The sequence below is a fragment of the Acidovorax sp. AC410 genome (assembly GCF_979253235.1).
In genome coordinates, this window is the sequence record NZ_CEEDCG010000001.1 from 4,323,724 (window position 1) to 4,341,997 (window position 18,274).

Below are 18,274 nucleotides of genomic sequence, written 5' to 3' on the forward strand. Positions count from 1 at the left end.
CCAGCCAATGACCCGCCCCCTGGACCACATCACCGTGGTGTCGCTCGAGCATGCGATCGCCGCCCCGTTCTGCACCCGCCAGCTGGCCGACCTGGGCGCCCGCGTGATCAAGGTCGAGCGCCCCGGCGGCGGCGATTTTGCGCGCGACTACGACACCAGGGCAGAGGGCATGGCCTCGCACTTCGTCTGGGTCAACCGCTCCAAGGAAAGCCTCACGCTCGACCTCAAGCAGCCCGAGGCCCTGGCCGTGCTGTGGGAGCTGCTGGCCAGCGCCGATGTGCTGGTGCAGAACCTCGCCCCCGGTGCCACCGCGCGCATGGGCCTGTCGTGGGAGGCCCTGAGCGCCCACAACCCGCGCCTCATCGTCTGCGACATCTCGGGCTATGGCGGCGATGGCCCTTACCGCGACAAGAAGGCCTATGACCTGTTGATCCAGAGCGAGGCGGGCTACCTGTCGGTGACCGGCACGCCCGAGGAGCCCTGCAAGTCGGGCAACTCCATTGCCGACATCGCGGCCGGCATGTATGCCTACACCAGTGTGCTTGCCGCGCTGATGCAGCGCGAGAAGACGGGGCAGGGCTCGCGCATCGATGTCTCCATGCTCGAGTCGCTGGCCGAGTGGATGGGCTTTCCGATGTACTACGCCTACGGCGGCGCCACGCCGCCGCCGCGCAATGCCGCGTCGCACGCCACCATCTACCCCTACGGTCCCTTCCTGGCCGGCGACGGTGGCACGGTGATGCTGGGCCTGCAGAACGAGCGCGAGTGGAAGTTGTTCTGCGAGCATGTGCTGCTGCAGCCACCGCTGGCCGCCGACCCGCGCTTTGACAGCAATGCCCGGCGCAACGCGCACCGGGCCGAGCTCCGGGCCCTGATCCTTGCCGTGTTCGGCACGCTCACGGCCGCGCAGGTCATCGAGCGGCTGGAAGCGGCGCGCATTGCCAACGCGCGCATGAACACCATGGCCGAGGTCTGGGCGCACCCGCAGCTGCAGGCGCGTGGCCGCGTGCAGCAGGTGGACACGCCCGAAGGGCCTCTGGATGCCCTGCTGCCACCCGGGGCACACAGCAGCTTCGACTACCGCATGGACCCGATTCCCGCCGTGGGGGAGCACACCGAGGCCATCCTGCGCTCTCTGGGCCGAGGCGACGGGCACCTGGCGGCGCTGCGCGCCAGCAAGGCGATCTGATGGCAGTGCCTTCCACGCACCAGGCGATCGCCCGTGCGACGACCTTCCTCTTCGTTCCCGCCACCCGGCCCGAGCGCATCGCCAAGGCCCTGGCCAGCGGCGCAGGTGCGGTGGTCGTGGACCTGGAGGACGCAGTGGCGCCTGGCGAGAAGGCGGCCGCGCGCACGGCCTTGCTGGCCGCCGTGAAGGCTTTGGAACCAGCGCAGCGTGCGCGCCTGCTGGTGCGCACCAATGCCGCCGGCACGCCGTGGCATGCCGACGATGTGGTGGCCGTGGCCGCCTGCGTGGCCCAGGGCCTGGCCGGTGCCATGCTGGCCAAGGCCGAGTCGGCAGCGGTGTTGGCCGCCGTGGCCCGGGCTCTGGGCCCCCTGGGCCTGTTGGTGCCGCTGGTCGAATCGAATGCCGGGCTGGATGCGCTGGATGCACTGGCCCAGGCGTCGCAGGTGGTGCGGCTGGCGTTTGGCCACCTCGACTTCCAGGTGGACTTGGGGCTGGAATGCGCTGCCGACGAGGCCGAGCTGCTGCCCGTGCGCCTGGCGCTGGTGCGCGCCTCGCGCCGCGCCGGGCTGGCCGCGCCGGTGGATGGTGTGACCACGGCCACCGACGACCTGGCGCGCCTGGCCGAGGACACGGCGCGCAGCCGGCGCATGGGCTTTGGCGGCAAGCTGTGCATTCACCCTGCGCAGGTGGCGCCGGTGCAGGCCGCCTTTGCGCCCGACCCTGCCGCGCTCGCGTGGGCGCGCCGCGTGCTGGACGAAGCGCCTGCGCATGGCGGGGCGGTGTTCCGGCTCGACGGCCGCATGGTCGACGCGCCGGTGTTGGCGCTGGCGGCGCGCCTGCTGGCCCGCGCAGGGGATCAGCCGACGGCAGTCTGATTGCGCCCCTGTGCCTTGGCCTGGTACAGCGCCTGGTCGGCGCGCGTGAGCATGGCGTCCAGCGTGTCGCCGGGGCCGCTCCATTGCGTCAGGCCGATGCTCACCCGGCAATCGAGCGGGTGGCCTACGGCCAGCGTGGCGTGGATGCGCCGGGCCACGTTGAGCGCCGCGACGGCATCGGTGCCGGGCAGCACCACCATGAACTCTTCGCCGCCATAGCGGCCCATGCGGTCGGGCGTGCGCAGCACGGACAGGGTGCGCTCCACGAAGTGGACCAGCACCGCATCGCCATGCTGGTGGCCGCAGCTGTCGTTCACGGCCTTGAAGTGGTCCAGGTCCAGCATCATCAGCGAGGGGCCGCCGCCGTAGCGGCGCGCGCGCTCCAGTTCTTCTTCGCAGCGCTGCAGCAGCGCGCGCCGGTTGAGCGCCGGGGTCAGCGAATCGTGCGTGGCCAGGTGTTCGAGCTCGGTGCGCAGCCGGTCAGTGGCCATGAGCAGCGCGCCGATGGAGAGCATGAGCACCGTGAGCGCGTAGGCGCCGATGTACAGGTTCTGGTAGATCGATGGCTCCATGAGGTTGTCGCCCGCGAACCCCGCGAAGATGGAGCCAAGCCGCACCAGCAGCACGGCGAGGTGCAGCACCAGCACCACCTCCACCAGCCGCACGGGGAAGTTGCTGCCCCCGTGGCGCAATAGAAAGCGCAACTGGGCGCCGTAGATGCAGGACATCACCAGCGTGAAGAAGGAGAGCCGTACGCTGTAGTTGGGCCAGCCGAAGGACAGCCAGGTGAAAACCCCGAAGCACACGGCCAGCACCCAGCCCCAGATGCGCCAGGTGTGGGCATGGCCCAGAAAGGCGCGGGTACCCATGTAGTAGGTCATGGTGCCCAGCACCAGCAGCATGTTGGCGCCCACCAGGCTCATCCAGTCGGGCAGCAGGCCGCGCGCGCTGAAGAGGGCGGTGGATGCCAGCCAGAACACCGGCGCCGCCGCCCAGGAGCCAATGCCACGGATGTGGGCCGGGTAATAGCGCCGCATGCAGGCCAGCACGATGGCCATCAGGGCGGACATGAATCCCGCCAGGGCGATCATGGAGCGAGGGTCGAGATTCGTCATCCTGCAGTACTGCGGTGGGACGGGGGGCGCCTCGTAAAGAAATGTTTCTGTGACTGGCCAGTATAGCCAGCGACTGGACCGCATGGGCATTTGTCCAGTGTGCGCAGATGGTGCCGAATGGCGTATGTGGCTGTGGCGCGACGGGTTCCAGGAGCGGTTTTGGTGCCATCCGCACCGGCTGCGGGACGGGTTGTGCACGACAACGGTGCATTTTGTATACAAACAGTGCCAGATATTGTGCGCAAAAGCTGGCACGTGGCTTGCGTAGACCCTGGGCATGCAAGACACCACGCCTGCCCAGCCCCCGGCCGCCATCGAAATCGTGGCGCTCACCAAGCGCTACGCCAGCGGCAAGCCCGCCGTGGACGCCATCGACCTGCGCATCGCCAGCGGCAGCTACTGCTGCCTGCTGGGCCCCTCGGGCTGCGGCAAGAGCACCACGCTGCGCATGATCGCCGGGCACGAATCAGTGACCAGCGGCGACATCCTGCTCGAAAACCGCAACATCACCGACCTGCCCGCCGCCGCGCGCGGCACGGCGATGATGTTCCAGAGCTTCGCGCTGTTCCCGCACCTCTCGGCGCTGGACAATGTGGCCTTCAGTCTCAAGATGAAGGGCGTGGCCAAGGCCGAGCGCCAGGCCAAGGCGCGGGATCTGCTCGAACGCGTGGCCATGGGCCACTTGGCCGAGCGCAAGCCGGCCGAGCTCTCGGGCGGGCAGCAGCAGCGTGTGGCGCTGGCGCGCGCCCTGATCACCCAGCCGCGCGTGCTGCTGCTCGATGAGCCTTTGTCGGCGCTGGACCCGTTCCTGCGCATCCAGATGCGCGCCGAACTGCGCCGCTGGCAGAAGGAACTGGGCCTGACCTTCATCCATGTGACCCACTCGCAGGAGGAGGCCATGGCCCTGGCCGACACCATGGTGGTGATGAACCACGGGGTGATCGAACAGGTAGGCTCGCCGCACGAGGTCTACAACCGCCCGGCCAGCGAATTCGTGGCGCGCTTCATGGGCGGCCACAACGTGATCGATACCCCCGAAGGCAAGGTCGGCGTGCGCACCGACCACCTGCAGGTGCTGCCGCAAGGCGCGCCGCTGCCCTGGGGCGCCCAGCACATGCAGGCCGTGGTGACCGATGTGGAGTACCAGGGCACCTACGTGCTGCTGGGCCTGCAAAAGCAGGGCGTGGCCCTGTCGGCGAATGCCACGGCCGCCTACTCGGTGATGGTCTCCGAAGCCGCCTTTGCCGCCCAGCCATACACGGTGGGGCAGGCGGTGCAACTGCATTGGACGCCCGAGCAGGCCCATCCCCTCTCCCCGCAGGCGGCACCTGTGCCCGCGCCCGTGGCGGCGGCTGCTGCCCAGGCCGTGCCGGCCTGAGTTTTCCTCTTTCTTTCGTTGTCCGCTGTCTGTTTCCACCCCTCCACTTTGCAAACCAAGGAGCTCTCCCATGTCCGACGACTCTCGTGCCGATTCCCCCGCTGTTGCCTCTGACACCACCGGCGTGCAGCGCCGCTCGCTGCTCAAGGGCACGGCGGGCATCCTGGCCGCTGGCGTGTTCCCGGCCGTCCATTCGCAGGAAAAGATCGTGCTGCGCTACCTGGGCACGGCCGTGAACCAGGACAAGGCCATCGCCGAGAAGTTCAAGGCCGACACCGGCATCGAGATCCAGTACGTGGCCGTGACCACCGACGACGTGACCAAGCGCGCCGTGACCGCGCCCAACAGTTTCGACCTGATCGACACGGAGTACTTCTCGCTGAAAAAGATCGTGCCCACGGGCAACTTGAAGGGCATCGACACCAAGCGCATCAAGAACGCCGACAAGATCACCACGCTGTTCACCAACGGTATGGTGGCCGGCAAGGCCGTGGGCGACCAGGGCACGGCGCCCAAGAAGGTGATCTACCTGGAGGGCGAGAAGTCCAAGAAGTTCGCGACCGCGCCCACGCAGTTCATGTCGCTGATCCCCACCGTGTACAACGCCGACACGCTGGGCATTCGCCCCGATTTGATCAAGCGCCCCATCAACTCCTGGGCCGAGTTGCTCAACCCCGAGTTCAAGGGCAAGACCGCGATCCTGAACATTCCCTCCATCGGCATCATGGACGCCGCCATGGTGGTCGAGGCCATGGGCATCTACAAGTACCCCGACAAGGGCAACATGACCAAGAAGGAGATCGATCTCACGATCAAGACCCTGATCGAGGCCAAGAAGCAGGGCCAGTTCCGCGCGCTGTGGAAGGACTTCAACGAGTCGGTGAACCTGATGGCATCGGGCGAAGTGGTGATCCAGTCGATGTGGAGCCCTGCCGTCACGGCCGTGCGCACCAAGGGTATTGCCTGCAACTTTCAGCCCCTGAAGGAAGGCTACCGCGCCTGGGCCGCCGGCTTCGGTCTGCCGGCCACCCTGTCGGGCAAGAAGCTCGACGGCGCGTATGAGTTCATCAACTGGTTCCTCGATGGCTGGGCCGGTGCCTACCTGAATCGCCAGGGCTACTACAGCGCCGTGCTGGAGACCGCCAAGTCCAAGATGGAAGCCTACGAGTGGGCCTATTGGATGGAAGGCAAGCCCGCCACGCAGGACATCAAGAGCCCCAATGGTGACGTGCTGGCCAAGACCGGCGCGGTGCGCGACGGCGGCAGCTACGAAGCGCGCATGGGCGGCATCGCCTGCTGGAACGCGCTGATGGACGAAAACAACTACATGGTCCAGAAATGGAATGAATTTGTAGCTGCATAAGAGGGGACGTCACGCCCGCCAGGGCGTGCCCCGCTGCCCCGAGCGGGGGCGGCATGCCCTGCGCGCGGCGCAGGGCTTTCACAGGTTATTCCAAGACACCATGAGCACCACCACCACACCGTCTCTGCCATCGAGCGCCGCCCCCGGGCGCGGCATTGCCGCCTGGTGGCAGGCCGCGCCGTTCACGCTGGTGTTCGCGCTGTTCTTCCTCATTCCGCTGGCGCTGATCGTGATGGTCAGCTTCTGGGACTTCAACGAGTACGAGCTCTTGCCCGGCTTCACGTTCAAGAACTACATCTCGATCTTTGCGGGCTGTGGCGACACGTCGGAGGGCCTGTGCGTCACGCTCAAGACGTATTACTCCACGCTCAAGTTCAGTTTTCTCGTGTGGCTGATCACGCTGGTGATCGGCTTCACCGTGGCCTATTTCCTGGCCTTCCACGTGCGCTCCTCGGGCATGCAGACGCTGCTGTTCGTGCTGTGCACCATTCCGTTCTGGACCTCGAACGTGATCCGCATGATCTCGTGGGTGCCGCTGCTGGGGCGCAATGGCCTGGTGAACCAGAGCCTGATCAGCATGGGCATGGTCGATCAGCCCATCGAGTGGCTGCTGTTCTCGGACTTCTCGGTGGTGCTGGCCTTCGTCCATCTGTACACCATGTTCATGATCGTGCCCATCTTCAACAGCATGATGCGCATCGACCGCAGCCTCATCGAGGCGGCCAGCGACAGCGGCGCCAGCGGCTGGCAGACGCTGTGGAACGTGATCGTTCCGCTGTCGCGCACCGGCATCATCATCGGCTCGATCTTCGTGATCACCATCATCATGGGCGACTTCGTCACCATCGGCGTGATGGGTGGCCAGCAGATCGCCTCCATCGGCAAGATCATCCAGGTGCAGACCTCGTACCTGCAGTTTCCGCTGGCCGCGGCCAACGCCGTGATTCTGCTCGCGGTGGTGCTGATGATCATCTGGGGGCTCACGCGCCTGGTCGACATCCGCAAAGAGCTTTGAGCACAGCCCGCACCGCAGCCAACACCCACAGGACACCCGCATGAAAGCCCGCATCCGCGAATCCCGCCCCGCCAGCTTCTGGCTGCTGGCCATCGTGTTCAGCCTGTTCGTGCTGTTCATGTACGGGCCCATGTTCGTCATCTTCATCCTGAGCTTCCAGGGCCCCGAGGGTGGGCTCACCTTCCCCATGCGCGGCGTCTCGCTGCACTGGTTCTACAAGCTGGCCGAGGGGCTGGGCGTGGTGGACATCGGCGCGGCGCTCTGGCGCTCGCTGGGCCTGGGCGTGGCGGTGATGCTCTGTACGGTGCTGTTGTCGGTGCTGGCCGGCCTGGCCTTTCGCAAGCGGCTGGCGGGTGGCAACACGCTGTTCTTCATCGTCGTGGCCAGCCTGATCATGCCGTCCATCATCGTCTCGCTGGGCATCGGGCTGGAGTTCCGGCTCATCGACAACGGCATCAAGGCCGCCCTCGAATGGCTGGGCATGGAAAGCACGCTCGAAGGCTACGGCACCTCGCTGGGCCTGTTCACCTCGGCCCTGGGCGCGCACCTGACCTGGACCTTGCCCTTCGGCCTGCTCATCATGTTCGCGGTGTTCAACCGCTTCAACCCGGCCTACGAAGAGGCAGCGCGCGACCTGGGTGCCACGCCCTGGCAAGGCTTTGCCCACGTGGTGCTGCCGCTGATCGCGCCCTCGGTCGTGGGCATCGGCATGTTCGGCTTCACCCTGAGCTGGGACGAGATCGCCCGCACCTCGCAGGCCATTGGCGATGTGAACACGCTGCCGCTGGAGCTGCAGGGCCTGACCAGCACGGTGACCACGCCGTCCATCTACGCGCTGGGCACGCTGACCACCGTGGTGTCGTTCGTGGTCATGGGCATCACGCTGGCCCTGGTGTGGGCGCTGGGCCAGCGCAAGAAAGGGCGGGCCGGCTGAGCCGCACGCCATGAGACTTCCATGCGCATCCGTGCCGACGATTCCATCATGACCGCCGCCCCCAAGCCCCGGCGCCGTGCTGTTGCAGCCGCATCTTCCGAGTCTGCCGACCTGCCTGCCGACAGTGCTGCCGCCACCGGCGGACTGCTCAGCGACAACGACATGTACGAGCGCATGGTCTCGGCCATCCTCGACCACCGGCTGCCGCCGGGCACCAAGCTGGTGGAGGACAAGCTGGCGGCTGCCTTCGGCGTGTCGCGCACGCGCGTGCGGCCGGTGCTGGTGCGTCTGGCCAACGAGCAGGTGGTCACGCTCACGCCCAACCGCGGCGCCTCCATCGCGCAGCCCACCCCCGAAGAGGCGCTCGAAGTCTTCGAGGCCCGCCGCCTGCTGGAGCCGCGCCTGGTGGAGCTGTTCATCGCCAACGCCACCGACGAGCACATCGCCGCGCTGCGCGCCTGCATTGACGACGAAGAGGCCGCACGCGCCAGCGGCGACATGCGCCGCGCGATCCGCCTGTCGGGCGACTTCCACCTGCACATCGCGCAGGCCGCCGGGCACCAGACGCTGGGGCGCATCCTGCGCGAGCTGGTCTCGCGCACCTCGCTGATCCTCATGACCTACAGCCCCAGCCATGCGCGCGAGCGCGAGGAGGCGACTGCCTGCGGCTGCCGCGAGCACCGCGCGCTGATCGACGCGATCCGCCTGCGCGACGCCAAGGAGGCCGCGCGCCGCATGCTTGACCACCTGGCGCGCATCGAGTCGCAGCTGGAGTTCACCCCCCCTGCGAGCGAGGCGCCGGATCTCATGAGCCTGCTGGGCATGGCGGGCTGAACGGCATGCGCCACCTGTTGGTCATCAACCCCAATACCTCGCCCAGGGTGAGCGCGCTGCTGCAGCAGCATGTGCAGGCTGCTGCGGGATCGCATGTGGTGGTGCGCACGGCCACCGCACGCTTTGGCGCGCCCTACATCGCCTGCGAGGCCAGCTACGCCGTGGCCGCGCATGCCGCGCTCGACGCCTGGGCGCTCGATGTGTCGACCCTGTCCGGCGCCATCCCGGCGCCGAGCGCCGTGCTCATCGGCTGCTTTGGCGACCCCGGCCTGATGGCGCTGCGCGAGAGCAGCCCCGTGCCTGTCACCGGCCTGGCCGAGGCCTCCTTCATCGAAGCCGCACGCCACGGCCGCTACGCCATCGTCACCGGCGGCGAGCGCTGGGGTCCCATGCTGCAGCGCCTGGCCCAGGCCCTGGGCCATGCCCATTCGCTGGCCGGCATCCACACCGTAGCCCCCACGGGCGCCCAGCTGGCAGCCGACCCCGTGGCTGCGCGTGCGTTGCTGGCCCAGGCCTGCCGCGACGTGGTGCGCCAGATGGGCGTGCAGTCCGTCATCCTGGGCGGCGCGGGCCTGGCCGGCATGGCGGCGGCCGTGCAGTCCCAGGTAGGCGTGCCGGTGATCGACAGCGTGGTCGCCGGCGCCCACTGGGCCCTGCGGGCCAATGCCGTACCGCCCGAGCGCAGTGCGCCGGCGTTCGATGTGGCGTGGGAAGGGGTGTCTGGAGAGATGGCTGCGTTGGGTTTGCCGCGGGGCGGATAGCCCCGCAGCCCGCCGTCAGCCCGGTACAGCCACCCGTTCCATGCGCGTCAGCGGCAATGCCTCGTCGTCGCTGGCGGCCCTGGGCAGCACGAAGTTGAACACCGAGCGCGTGAATGGCGCGTTGATGCCCAGCGATTCGTAACCTGCCGGCGCCACATTGCGCTCCAGCTCCACGATCAGTCCGTCGCGCGTGGCGAACGCGAAGTCGTCGTCGATGTAGCTGTCACCCGGGATGTTGACTTGCGTGGTCAGCGTGCGCATGCCGGGGGCGGCCACCAGAAAGTGGATGTGCGCAGGCCGCTGGCCATGGCGGCCTAGCAAGGCAAACAGCTCGTGCACCGGCCCCACGGGCGGGATCGCATAACCCGGTGGCAGGAAGCTGCGAAAGCGGTAAAAGCCCTTGGCATCGGTCTCGATGCGGCGGCGCAGCTCGTAGGGCTGCATGCCGGGCATGAAGTGCGAATAGCCGCCTTTCTCGTTGGCATGCCAGACGTCCACCATCGCGTGGGGAACGGGTTGGCCATCCAGGTCCAGGACCTGGCCTTCCATGATGAAGATTTCGCCCTTGGGCTCGCCCTCATCCACGCGCACCTCGACCTTGGAGGTGGGAGCGCCGGCCACGAAGAGGGGCCCTTCGATGGCACGTGGGGTGCCGCCAGCGCGACCGGCGCGCTCGTCGGCTTCGTCGGCGCGGATGTCGATCAGCCGGTCAAAGCCCAGGCCTGCGGTGATCAGGCCCGCCTGGCCGGCAGCGCCCAGGCGGTTGAGCCAGCCCGCGGCGGCCCAGAACTCGTCGGGGGTCACATCGAGCTCGTCGATGGTCTTGAACAGGTCGGTGACGATGCGCTCGGTGAGCTGGCGCACGCGGGCGTTGCCCGGGGCGATCTGCCGGGTGTTGACCTGTTCGAGCAACTGGGATGGGGTGAATTCAGCCATGGGGTTGTCTCCTTGTGGGTGGGTGAAGGTGGGGGGTGGTGCTCACAGGCTCTTGAACAGCGGGCTGCGCCGTGCCGGGGCACTGGCGTCGGCCGCGGTGAAGAACTTCTCGGTGTAGATGTCGGGCTCGAACAGGCGGCCCTGCATCAAGGTGGCGATGCAGCCTTCGATCATGGGCGGTGGCCCGCACAGGTAGGCCTTGCTGCCGCGAAAGTCGTTGCCCAGGTGCTGCTGCAGCGCCTGGTGCACGTAGCCGGTGGCGCCGGCCCAACTGGCGTCGTCGTTGGCCGACAGCACCGGCACATAGCGGAAGTTGGCGTGCTGCGCGGCCAGCGCCTCGAAGAGTTGGGCGCAGTACAGCTCCTGCCGGTTGCGTGCGCCGTGGAACAGGGTGATCGGGTAGCTGGTCCCTTCGGCCAGCAGATCCAGCACCATGGACTTGGGGCTCGACAGGCCGGATCCGCCCGCCACGAAGATCGCCCGGCGCGTGGCCGACTTGCGCACGAAGAAGCGGCCGAAAGGGCCGGCGAGCTCCAGGCGGTCGCCCACCTTCACCTGCCCGTGCAGCCAGGTGGTGGCGGGGCCACCCTCCACCTTGCGGATGTGCAGCTCGATCAGCGCATCGCCCGGCGCGCTGGCAATCGAGAAAGCACGCGCGCCCTGCACCCCGGGCACCTGCAGCATCACGTACTGCCCGGCCTGGAAGGCGATGGTCCGGTCCGGCTGCAGCCACAGGCCGAGGATGGTGGGCGTGAGCATCTCCCGGCGCACCACCTGCCCGAGGAAGTCCTGCAGGGGCAGGTAGCGGGCGTCGGGGTCCTCGTCCACCTCGGCCTCGATCACCAGGTCGGACTGCGGCGTGGCGCAGCAGGCCAGCACCTTGTTCTCCTCGCGCTCGAAGTCCATCAGCGCGAAGGGCGAGGCCTCGCCATGCTCGAACTCGCCGTCCAGCACCTGCACCTTGCAGGTGGCGCACAGGCCGTGGCAGCAGGCGTGCGGTATCCACACGCCGGCGCGCAGGCAGGCGTCCAGCACCGTCTGGCCCTCGGCGATCTCCACCGTCTGGCCCAGCGGCTCGATCGTGATCTGGTAGCCCATGGCCTTCACCTCACGAGCCCGAGCCCGCAATGCCGGCAAGGCCTGGCGTGCGCAGCTGGATGAAGGACTTGTGCACCAGGCCGTTGTCGGCCAGCGACAAGGCCTGGTTGGGCGTGAACGGCTTGCCCGAGTCGCGCCATTCGACCTGGCTCCAGTCGATGCGCGCAAAGTCGGGGTGGCTGCCGTAGACGCCGGGCAGCACGTCGCTCACCAGGGCGCCAAAGGGCATGGCTGCGGGCAGGGGCAAGCACACGGGCGAGCAGAACATCAGGTGGTCTTCCCAGCCGATGTAGAGCAGGCGGTTGCCGTGGAAATTCGCTTCGGCATCGGCCACTTCGCCTGTGTAGCCGGGTTGCAATGCAATGACGGGCATGTCGGGTTCTCCTCTTTTGATGGGGGTCAGGCCGCCTTGGCTGGCGCGGCAGGGGACTCACCTGCGGGCAGGTGGCTGCGGCCGGTCCAGCGCTCCCAGTTGGCGCGGTCGGGGCTGGTGTTGTATTCGCCGGTATCTGCGCTGGTATCGAGGTGGTACCAGGCCAGCACCTCGGCCAGCGGGTCGAAGCCGGGCTGGGTGGGGTCAGTGCCTTCGCGAAAGCAGTTGCCCTGGTAGATCTGGTGCACGGGCAGCCAGGCCTGCTGGAACTTCTCGGGCTCGCCGTCGAACACGTCCTTGCAGCCGTCGGAGCAGAAGTGGAACTTCATGCCGTGGTAGGTCGATTCGCGCGCCGCGACCTTCGTCGGCTTGTCCATCTCGGTGAACGCCATCGGGATCTGGCAGATCTGGCACAGCATGGGCAGGCTGTTGTTCACCCAGCGCTTGCCGGCCTTCTCCTGTTCGCGCAAATGTTCGAGGCGGGGGCGGTAGTACTGGTTGAAGGTGTTGGGGTACTTGGCGGCCAGCCAGTCCATCTCTTCGTCGTTGGGGATCCAGGTGTGGATGCCCGCAGCCTGGGTGTAGTTGTAGAAGATGCCCCAGGCCTGGTGGGTGATGTGCTCCTTCTCCAGTTTGGCCACGTCTGCGTACTTGGGCACCTTCACGCCGTAGCGCGCCAGGTCCTCGAACAGAGCGCCGCCGTTCTTCTCGAAATACATCTCCCACGCCTCGGCCCAGCTCATCACGCGCTTGGGCAGCATGTAGTCCATCATCATCCCCACCAGGGTGAGCAGGCGGTAGCCGCGCCAGAACCACTTGTCCACCCACTTCTGGATGATGGGCAGGTTGTCCGGGTCCTGCTCCAGCATGAACTTGACCACCTCCAGGCCCAGCGTCATGTGGCGCGATTCGTCCGACTGGGCCGAGAAGCCGAAGGTCACGGTGGCCATGTCGCCGTTGTAGGCCGCGCCGCTCATGAAGGGCATGAACAGCAGGTTGGTGAGCACGTACTCGAACGAGAACGAGATGGCGGTGATGAACTCGAACGGCCCCGCCGTCATCGCATCGTCGAAGTAGGACTTGGGCACCGACAGGTACCACAGCCGGTCGTGCATGTGGTGAAAGTCGTGCAGCCCGTTGAAGTACTTGTTGTAGTGGCTGATGGTGTGCACCTGCGTCTGCGCGTGGCGCAGCTCGTCGATGGACTGCATCTGCGAGGCGATGCGCGCGCCCACGCCGCGCAGCGAGCGCCCGGCCATGGCGTAGCCGCGGTGCGCCGCGTACTCCAGCGGCGACACGCCCGTCAGGAACAGCTTCAGGGTGTTGACGTAGCGCGCATCGGTGATGTTGAACTGGCCGTTGTTCTGCGCGAAGGCGTCGATGATGGCGTAGAGCTTCTTCTCCTTTTCGCCCTGGAACTTCCAGTACGCGTCCATGGTCAGTCGAAACGGGTCTTCCCACTTGTCCCAGTCGTGGATCTTGATGCCCTCGAACTGGTCGAAGGGGAACACGTCGTCCATGGACTGGTAGGTGGTGTCCCAGCCCAGGCTGCGCGTCATCAGCGCGTACTTTTCCTTGATGCCCAGGCGGCGAGCGCTGCTGGCGGTGTTGTTGTTCTGGTTCATGGTGTCTCCTGAGGGTGAAGTGGGGCAGGGCAGGGGCTGGGCGTCAGGCCGTCTCGCCGCGCGTGAGGCGAAAGGCGTCGTCCGTCTCGTCGATGTTTCCGGACAGCGAGATCAGGTTCAGGTGCAGCTCCTGCACGTCCCAGTCGCGGCCCATGCGGTCCTGCACCGAACTGCGGTGGATGACGATCTGCCCGGGCGCGTCGATCTTCACCATGGCCGGGAACTCGGCCACGGTGGCCAGCGGGTTGTCGGCCAGGATGGCGTCGATGATCTGGCGCGTCTCGTCGTTGGTCTGCAGGGCGATGAAGACGCTGGGGCGGTCCTGCATGGCGGTAGATGCGGCCGTGGTGGTGGTGCTCATGGGGGGCTTTCGTGGGAGGGGTCAGGCGCGCAGGCCCAGCTTGGCGATGCGCGCAGCGAGGGCTTGGTCGGCCTGGGCCAGTGCGGCGGCACCCGCATCGGCGCCTAGTGCGGCACTGGCCAGCGGTGCCAGGGCGCGCAGGATCTCGGTGCGCCAGGTGCCGATCCACGCGGTGAGTTGCGCTGCGTTGGCCGGCGATTCCTCGGCAGCGGTCTTCACGGTGGCGTCCACCCAGCGGGTGGTCTCGTCGTACCAGTCGTTCATGAAGCCGGTCAGCATCGACAGGGCGTTGCCGGTGCCCGGGTTCAGGTCCGCCTCCAGGTGGCGGTAGACCAGCGGGTACAGCAGGCCGTCGAACACCAGGTTCTGCGCCACGAACACCTCGAACCAGTCCTTGGTGACGAACAGGTTCTCCATCAGGCGGCGCACGCCCTGCCAGGCGGGGGCATGCAGCCAGTCCTCCTTGGCCTGGTCGAGGGCGGCCTCGCCGTTGGCGTCCAGCATCAGCCCCACTCGCGTGAGGTACTGGGCGATGCCCAGGCGGTCCATGGTGGCGAATTGGGTGGCCTGCGTGATGGCCGCGCCCCAGCCATAGGCAGTGATGAAGCCGTTGTTCATGTTGGCGCCCCACTCGTAGTGGCGCAGCGGCACCAGCGCGGACTGGATGCGCTGGCGCGTGGCCGCGTCGAGCTGGGTGAGCAACTGGCGCTTTTCCACGAACTCGTACTGCCTGTCGGTCGCGTCCTGCTGCTTGGCGCGGGCCATCACGTACACGCCGTAGTAGAAGTGGCGCGGGTCCTTGAAGGCGTACCAGTCCTGCATCACGATGGCCGTGCGGCGCTTGTCGTACAGCGCGCGCTCGGGTTCCCACAGCGGCCGGTAGTGGAAGTTGACCTCCGGCTGCATGTCGATGGTCGCCTCCTGGTAGCGCGACGCCGGTTTGTCCGCACCCAGGCGGCGCGCAATGAATGAGAACGTCTGCCGGATCGGCTTGACGCTGGTGGTCTGGATGTCGACATGCATCGTGTTGTCTCCTGGTGCTGTGGTTGTGGGTGGGGATCTGTGTCAGTGGTCGATGCCGGGCGCGCCGAAGCGCCACTTCAAGCGCTCGTAGTCCAGCCGCGCGCCCTCTTCGGCATCGAGGTGGATGGCCTGGTGCTGCGCGCAGAAGGCGTGGAACTGGTCGAACAGCAGGACCAGCTCCACGGCCAGCTCGGGGTCGCCGATGGCGAACTCGAACGCGACGAAGCGCTGCTCCAGCGTGCCGGTCACCCGCACGTAGCAGGGCAGGCCGCTCATCTCGCTGGCCGATGCCGGTGGGGTCATGCCGTGGGTTTGGGTCATTTGTTCACTACACCAATCGAAGAGGGGCCAGGGGCCCGGACGGTGTAATGAGGGCAATCGCTGTGCCAGCGCACGCAAGCCCTTGATTTGCATGGGGTGCGCCTGCCCAGGTGCCCTGGCGCAAGGGTTTTCCTGAAGCCTTAAATCGTCAATTGCTGCGGTGCAGCTTGATCAAATGGTGAAGTGCGCGCGTGCCTGCGGCTGCCCATGCGCAGCGGCCCCGGTGGGGCACTCTGCAGGGGGGATGGGTGAGGCTCAGGGGGCATGCCCCGGGCCGGATCAGGCCGTGGGAACGCCTTCTTTCTTCAGCCGGTAGGCCAGTTGCGGTCGGGTGATGCCCAGGATGCGCGCCGCTTGCGACAGGTTGCCACCCGCGCGCTGCAGCGCGGTCTGCAGCAGGCGCTGCTCCAGCCGGGCCAGGTCGACGTTGCGGTCCAGTACCTCGGCGCAGATGCCGTCGATGGCGTCGGTCTGCGCGCGGGTCACGGCGCCGTGCCCGTCGAGCTGCCCGCCCTGGGCCGGTGGCGCCACGCCCGACAGGTGCGATGCCTCGATGAAGCCGTTGTCCGGCGCCAGCAGCACGGCGCGTTCCATCACGTTCTCCAGCTCGCGGATATTGCCGGGCCAGGGGTGGCCCAGCACCGCGCGCATGGCCTTGTCGGTCAGGCCCAGCACCTTCTTGCGGTACAGCTCGGCGTAGCGCTCCACGAAGCGCTCCACCAGCGCCGGAATGTCGGCCGTGCGCTCGCGCAGCGGCGGTATGGTGATGGGAAAGGTGTTGAGGCGGTAGAACAGGTCGGCGCGAAAGCGCCCGGCCTGCATGGCCTGCTGCAGGTTCACATTGGTGGCGGCGACAATGCGCACGTCGAAGGGGGTGCTGTGCTCGGCGCCCAGGCGCTCCACCTCGCCGGTCTGCAGGGCGCGCAGCAGTTTCACCTGCGCGGCCAGCGGCAGGTCGCCGATCTCGTCGAGGAACAGCGTGCCGCCATGGGCCCGCTCGAAGCGCCCGGCGCGTGCCAGGTGGGCACCGGTATAGGCGCCTTTCTCCACGCCGAACAGCTCGGCCTCGATCAGCTCATGCGGTATGGCGGCGCAGTTGACGGCGATGAACGGGCCCTTGGCGCGCGGCCCGTTCTCGTGCAGCCAGCGCGCAAAGACCTCCTTGCCCACGCCGGTTTCGCCCAGCAGCAGCACGGTGATGGCATTGTCGGCCGCACGGCTGAGCAGCTCGAAGGCCTCGCGAAAACCCGGCGACACGCCCACCAGCTTGCTGTCGAAGCGCCGGCGCGCCTGCACGCTGCGCAACTGGTCCAGGCCGATCTGGTAGTCGATCAGCTGCGCGGCAAAGGGCTGCGGCTGGAAGTACGCCACGTAGGCATCGTCGTTCCAGCGCTCGGCCACCTGGCCGACGATGCGGCACAGCGCATCGCCCTGGCTGCGGCACTCCACCTCCTTGTAGACCACAAGCTGGCCCATGAAGGTGCTGGTGTAGCCAGAGGCGTAGCCGATCTGCGTCCAGCAGGCCGGGTCGTCGCCAAAGCCGAAGTCGCTGATGTTGACCTCGTCCTCCCAGGAGTTGGTCCACAGGAACTCGCCATAGAAATGGCCCTGCGCGAGGTTGATGTCGAGCTGCACCATCTCCACCGACACCACCCCTTCGATGGAGTGCAGCTGCGGGCCGAGCAGGAAGGCATCGTGCGTCTTGAGGCCGGCGCGCCGCTGCTTGACGGCCAGCTCGCCATCGCGCTGGCCCGAGGCAAAGCCCATGCGGATCAGCAGGCCGCGCGCGCGCTCCACACCCAGGGAGTCGAACAGCTCCTTGCGCAGCGCCGCCAGCGCGCGGGCGTGCAGCAGCAGCATGCGCTGCTCGTCGAGCCAGATGTGGCCGGTGTCGGCGTTGAAGCGCAGCAGCGAGAGGGGGTTGGCCAAGGGGGTCTCCAGCATTGCGCCCTGCAGCCGAGCTGCACCGGGGCGGATGGTGCGAGTATCGTGCGCCATGGTGCCGGCATGCGCCACGGGGTTTCTCCTGCAGCGCGCGCAGGGCAGGCCATGGCCTGTCGCAACGCGAAAAGGCCGCCCTCTCGCGAGGGCAGCCTGGCGCGGCCTGGTGGTGGGTCAGCCCGGTGTCGCCACCCGCTCCATGCGCGTGAGCGGCAGTGCCTCGTCCTCGCTGGCGGCCTTGGGCAGTACGAAGTTGAACACCGAGCGCGTGAACGGCGCGGTGATGCCCAGTGACTCATAGCCTTTGGGCGCCACATTGCGCTCCAGCGACACGATCAGCCCGTCGCGCGTGGCGAACGCGAAGTCGTCGTCGATGTAGCTGTCACCGGGAATGTTCACTTGTGTGGTCAGCGTGCGCATGCCGGGGGCTGCCACCAGGAAATGGATATGCGCGGGGCGCTGGCCATGGCGGCCCAGGGCGGCGAACAGCTCGGCCACCGGGCCGGTCGGTGGAATCGCATAGCCCGGCGGCAGGAAGCTGCGAAAGCGGTAAAAGCCCTTGGCATCCGTCTCGATGCGGCGGCGCAGTTCAAACGGCTGCATGCCTGGGAAGAAGTGCGAGTAGCCGCCTTGCTCGTTGGCATGCCACACGTCCACCATCGCATGGGGCACGGGCTTGCCATCAAGGTCCAGCACCTGGCCTTCCATGATGAAGATCTCGCCCTTGGGCTCGCCCTCGTCGACCCGCACCTCGACCTTGGAGGTGGGCGCGCCCGCCACGAACAGCGGGCCTTCGATGGCGCGCGGTGTGCCGCCCTCGCGGCCGGCCTTCTGGTCGGCCTCGTCCGCGCGGATGTCGAGCAGGCGGTCGAAGCCCAGGCCGGCCGTGATCAGGCCCGTCTGGCCCGCGGCACCCAGGCGCGTGAGCCAGGCGGTAGCGGCCCAGAATTCGTCGGGGGTCACGTCAAGGTCGTCGATGGCCTTGAACAGGTCGGTGACGATGCGCTCGGTGAGCTGGCGCACGCGGGGGTTGCCGGGGGCGATCTTCTTGGTGTTGACCAGTTCGAGCAACTGGGCCTGGGTGAGTTCTGCCATGTTCTTGTCTCCTCTGTGGGGTGGTTCGTGGGAAGGA

18 protein-coding genes are annotated in these 18,274 nt (G+C 67.4%); 8 read left to right on the plus strand and 10 right to left on the minus strand.

Going from position 1 to position 18,274, the window contains the following annotated elements; all coding sequences use genetic code 11:
- Positions 1 to 7 precede the first annotated feature (7 nt).
- Entirely contained in the window at positions 8 to 1,189 is a 1,182-nt protein-coding gene (locus tag AC0IZS_RS20075) for a CaiB/BaiF CoA transferase family protein (RefSeq protein WP_471637228.1), read from the plus strand.
- Positions 1,189 to 2,064 (plus strand): HpcH/HpaI aldolase/citrate lyase family protein, encoded by an 876-nt coding sequence (locus tag AC0IZS_RS20080; RefSeq protein ID WP_471637229.1) that lies wholly within the window; start codon positions 1,189 to 1,191, stop codon positions 2,062 to 2,064. Before AC0IZS_RS20075 ends, AC0IZS_RS20080 begins: the two co-directional genes overlap by 1 nt.
- On the opposite strand, the gene AC0IZS_RS20085 is transcribed toward AC0IZS_RS20080, so the two are convergent.
- Positions 2,046 to 3,179 (minus strand): GGDEF domain-containing protein, encoded by a 1,134-nt coding sequence (locus tag AC0IZS_RS20085; RefSeq protein ID WP_471637230.1) that lies wholly within the window; start codon positions 3,177 to 3,179, stop codon positions 2,046 to 2,048. The two genes, AC0IZS_RS20080 and AC0IZS_RS20085, sit on opposite strands and share 19 nt — an antisense overlap.
- A 277-nt stretch (positions 3,180 to 3,456) precedes the next feature.
- Between AC0IZS_RS20085 and AC0IZS_RS20090 the strand changes: the two genes are divergently transcribed.
- From AC0IZS_RS20090 to AC0IZS_RS20115, 6 genes are all read left to right on the plus strand, one after another.
- Complete coding sequence (locus AC0IZS_RS20090; protein WP_471637231.1) at positions 3,457 to 4,557, plus strand: ABC transporter ATP-binding protein; 1,101 nt, start codon at positions 3,457 to 3,459, stop codon at positions 4,555 to 4,557.
- A 70-nt stretch (positions 4,558 to 4,627) separates the two neighbouring features.
- Positions 4,628 to 5,920: an ABC transporter substrate-binding protein gene (locus AC0IZS_RS20095; protein ID WP_471637232.1), complete on the plus strand. Its 1,293-nt coding sequence runs from the start codon at positions 4,628 to 4,630 to the stop codon at positions 5,918 to 5,920.
- A 100-nt stretch (positions 5,921 to 6,020) separates the two neighbouring features.
- On the plus strand, positions 6,021 to 6,935 hold the full coding sequence (locus AC0IZS_RS20100; protein WP_471637233.1) for an ABC transporter permease: 915 nt from the start codon (positions 6,021 to 6,023) through the stop codon (positions 6,933 to 6,935).
- 40 nt (positions 6,936 to 6,975) lie between these two features.
- Positions 6,976 to 7,869, plus strand: coding sequence for an ABC transporter permease (locus tag AC0IZS_RS20105; protein WP_428001694.1), 894 nt, complete (start codon positions 6,976 to 6,978; stop codon positions 7,867 to 7,869).
- 21 nt (positions 7,870 to 7,890) lie between these two features.
- Entirely contained in the window at positions 7,891 to 8,703 is an 813-nt protein-coding gene (locus tag AC0IZS_RS20110) for a GntR family transcriptional regulator (RefSeq protein ID WP_428001693.1), read from the plus strand.
- 5 nt (positions 8,704 to 8,708) lie between these two features.
- Entirely contained in the window at positions 8,709 to 9,464 is a 756-nt protein-coding gene (locus AC0IZS_RS20115) for an aspartate/glutamate racemase family protein (RefSeq protein ID WP_428001692.1), read from the plus strand.
- 15 nt (positions 9,465 to 9,479) lie between these two features.
- Here AC0IZS_RS20115 and AC0IZS_RS20120 read toward each other — a convergent pair whose 3' ends face one another.
- The 9 genes from AC0IZS_RS20120 to AC0IZS_RS20160 all read right to left on the minus strand — a co-directional run bounded on the left by AC0IZS_RS20120 (position 9,480) and on the right by AC0IZS_RS20160 (position 18,237).
- Positions 9,480 to 10,400: a dioxygenase family protein gene (locus AC0IZS_RS20120; RefSeq protein ID WP_471637234.1), complete on the minus strand. Its 921-nt coding sequence runs from the start codon at positions 10,398 to 10,400 to the stop codon at positions 9,480 to 9,482.
- 42 nt (positions 10,401 to 10,442) lie between these two features.
- Positions 10,443 to 11,498, minus strand: a complete 1,056-nt coding sequence (locus tag AC0IZS_RS20125) for a 2Fe-2S iron-sulfur cluster-binding protein (RefSeq protein ID WP_471637235.1) — start codon at positions 11,496 to 11,498, stop codon at positions 10,443 to 10,445.
- Between the two features lie 10 nt (positions 11,499 to 11,508).
- A complete protein-coding gene (locus tag AC0IZS_RS20130) occupies positions 11,509 to 11,871 on the minus strand; it encodes a phenol hydroxylase subunit P4 (protein ID WP_057263796.1) in 363 nt (120 codons plus the stop codon).
- 26 nt (positions 11,872 to 11,897) lie between these two features.
- Positions 11,898 to 13,496: an aromatic/alkene/methane monooxygenase hydroxylase/oxygenase subunit alpha gene (locus AC0IZS_RS20135; protein ID WP_471637236.1), complete on the minus strand. Its 1,599-nt coding sequence runs from the start codon at positions 13,494 to 13,496 to the stop codon at positions 11,898 to 11,900.
- Between the two features lie 43 nt (positions 13,497 to 13,539).
- Positions 13,540 to 13,857 carry an MmoB/DmpM family protein gene (locus tag AC0IZS_RS20140; protein WP_057263792.1) on the minus strand — a complete coding sequence of 106 codons (318 nt, stop codon included), beginning with the start codon at positions 13,855 to 13,857 and terminating at the stop codon, positions 13,540 to 13,542.
- A 21-nt stretch (positions 13,858 to 13,878) separates the two neighbouring features.
- The gene (locus AC0IZS_RS20145) at positions 13,879 to 14,880 is read right to left on the minus strand and encodes an aromatic/alkene monooxygenase hydroxylase subunit beta (RefSeq protein ID WP_471637237.1); all 1,002 of its coding nucleotides are present in this window, start codon (positions 14,878 to 14,880) and stop codon (positions 13,879 to 13,881) included.
- A 42-nt stretch (positions 14,881 to 14,922) separates the two neighbouring features.
- Positions 14,923 to 15,201, minus strand: coding sequence for a phenol hydroxylase subunit (locus tag AC0IZS_RS20150; protein WP_322593196.1), 279 nt, complete (start codon positions 15,199 to 15,201; stop codon positions 14,923 to 14,925).
- A gap of 279 nt (positions 15,202 to 15,480) precedes the next feature.
- Positions 15,481 to 17,145, minus strand: coding sequence for a sigma 54-interacting transcriptional regulator (locus tag AC0IZS_RS20155; RefSeq protein ID WP_471639558.1), 1,665 nt, complete (start codon positions 17,143 to 17,145; stop codon positions 15,481 to 15,483).
- A gap of 171 nt (positions 17,146 to 17,316) precedes the next feature.
- Positions 17,317 to 18,237, minus strand: a complete 921-nt coding sequence (locus AC0IZS_RS20160) for a dioxygenase family protein (RefSeq protein WP_471637238.1) — start codon at positions 18,235 to 18,237, stop codon at positions 17,317 to 17,319.
- Positions 18,238 to 18,274: the final 37 nt, after the last annotated feature.